Here is a 1410-nt window from a genome sequence, read left to right on the forward strand (position 1 = left end):
TCACCGAGGCGCACCGGCTCGAGGCGCTGCCGGCCGAGATCGCGCGCCTCGAGGCGGAGATCGCGAAGCTCGCCGCCTTCCTGTCGGACCCCGAGGTCTACACCGCTGCCCCCGACAAGGCGCGCAAGGCCACCGACGCGCTGGCCGAGCGGCAGGCCCGCCTCGGTGCCGCCGAGGAGGAGTGGCTGACCCTCGAGGAGAAGGCCTCGGGCTAGCGGCCGAACTGGGTCAGCGCGACGCCCGCCGCCATGACGGCGATCCCGGTCAGCCGCAGGGGCGAGACGGGGACGGCCTGCGCCCCGAAGAGGCCGAAATGGTCGATGAGCGCCGCCGAGACGAGCTGTCCGAGGAGCACGAGGAAGATCGCGTTGCCGACGCCGAAGCTGGGCGCGATCCAGGTGATCGAGAGCACGTAGAAGGCGACGAGCAGCCCCGCGAGGAACAGGTGCCCGGGCTGGCCCGGAAGCGCGCGGAGCGCGCCGGGGCCGGTGAGAAGCAGCGTCGCCCCGGCCGCGAGGAAGGCCACCACGAAGAGCACCGTCGCCGCCGCGGCCGGCGAGCCGATATTGGCGCCGAGCCGCGCGTTGAGCGCCGCCAGCAGCGGGATGCCGAGACCGGCCGCGAACATGACGAGGGCCTGGGCGGCCATGGGATTTCCCTTTCTCACGAGCACACTCCGCCGAGGTCCGCGCCGTCCCAGGGCAGGACCTCCTCCACGTTGTCGGCGCGGGCGCGGATGGGCGTCACCGGCATGACCTGCCCGATCAGCGCCGCGAGCCGGGCCGTCCGCGCGCCGTCCGGCTCGACCGCACGGCAGCAGACGTATTCTTCTACAAGAGACGCCTGCACCTCGTAGCCGTAATCGAGGAAGCGGCGGTCGTCCTGCGGGTCGAAGAGGTAGGGGTCCTCGATCCGCACATGCTCGGTGAAGGCGCGGAACGGGTGGTAGGCGGTGACGTCGCGGTTCTGCCACTGCCAGGCATGGGTCATCTCGTGGGCGAAGAACATGGCGGCGGCGAGGCTGCGGCGTCCCTCGCGCCCGGCGACGTAGTCCTCGAGGAAGAAGGCGGGCCGGACATGCAGCGTGTCGAAGAGCATGATGCCCGCCGTCCGCGTCTCGATGAAGTCCCCGTCGGGAGGCGGAAAGATCCGCTCGCGGCAGGTGGTCTGCGGCCGCGCCGGGTAGCGCCGCGTGCCGAGGCCGATGAAGGGGTTCTCGACGATCCTGACGGCGTCGGCCGTGAAGGTGTCGCCCTGGAGGTCGGCCATGTAGGCGCGCTCGGCCTCCGTCAGGGGGCGGCCGCAGGCGGCGAGGGCGAGGCAGAAGACGAGGAGGGGGAGCGCGCGCATGGCGCGGAGGATGGGGGGATTCCCCGGCGGCGGAAAGGGGCGGGCGGCGGGCTTGACCCG

General features: G+C 72.4%; 2 protein-coding genes and 1 pseudogene. 1 reads left to right on the forward strand and 2 read right to left on the reverse strand.

From position 1 onward, the window contains the following. Positions 1-215: pseudogene (locus ACTS11_RS10405) on the forward strand (ABC transporter ATP-binding protein); the annotation flags it as partial. Here the strand turns inward: ACTS11_RS10405 and ACTS11_RS10410 are convergent. Both ACTS11_RS10410 and ACTS11_RS10415 read right to left on the reverse strand, forming a co-directional pair. Then, positions 212-649, reverse strand: a complete 438-nt coding sequence (locus ACTS11_RS10410; protein ID WP_442640244.1) for a DMT family transporter — start codon at positions 647-649, stop codon at positions 212-214. The pseudogene ACTS11_RS10405 and the gene ACTS11_RS10410 sit on opposite strands and share 4 nt — an antisense overlap. Before the next feature lie 14 nt (positions 650-663). Beyond that, positions 664-1350, reverse strand: coding sequence for a hypothetical protein (locus tag ACTS11_RS10415; RefSeq protein ID WP_442640245.1), 687 nt, complete (start codon positions 1348-1350; stop codon positions 664-666). Positions 1351-1410 lie beyond the last annotated feature (60 nt).

The sequence above is a fragment of the Roseicyclus sp. genome (assembly GCF_052168335.1).
GTDB lineage: Bacteria > Pseudomonadota > Alphaproteobacteria > Rhodobacterales > Rhodobacteraceae > Roseibacterium.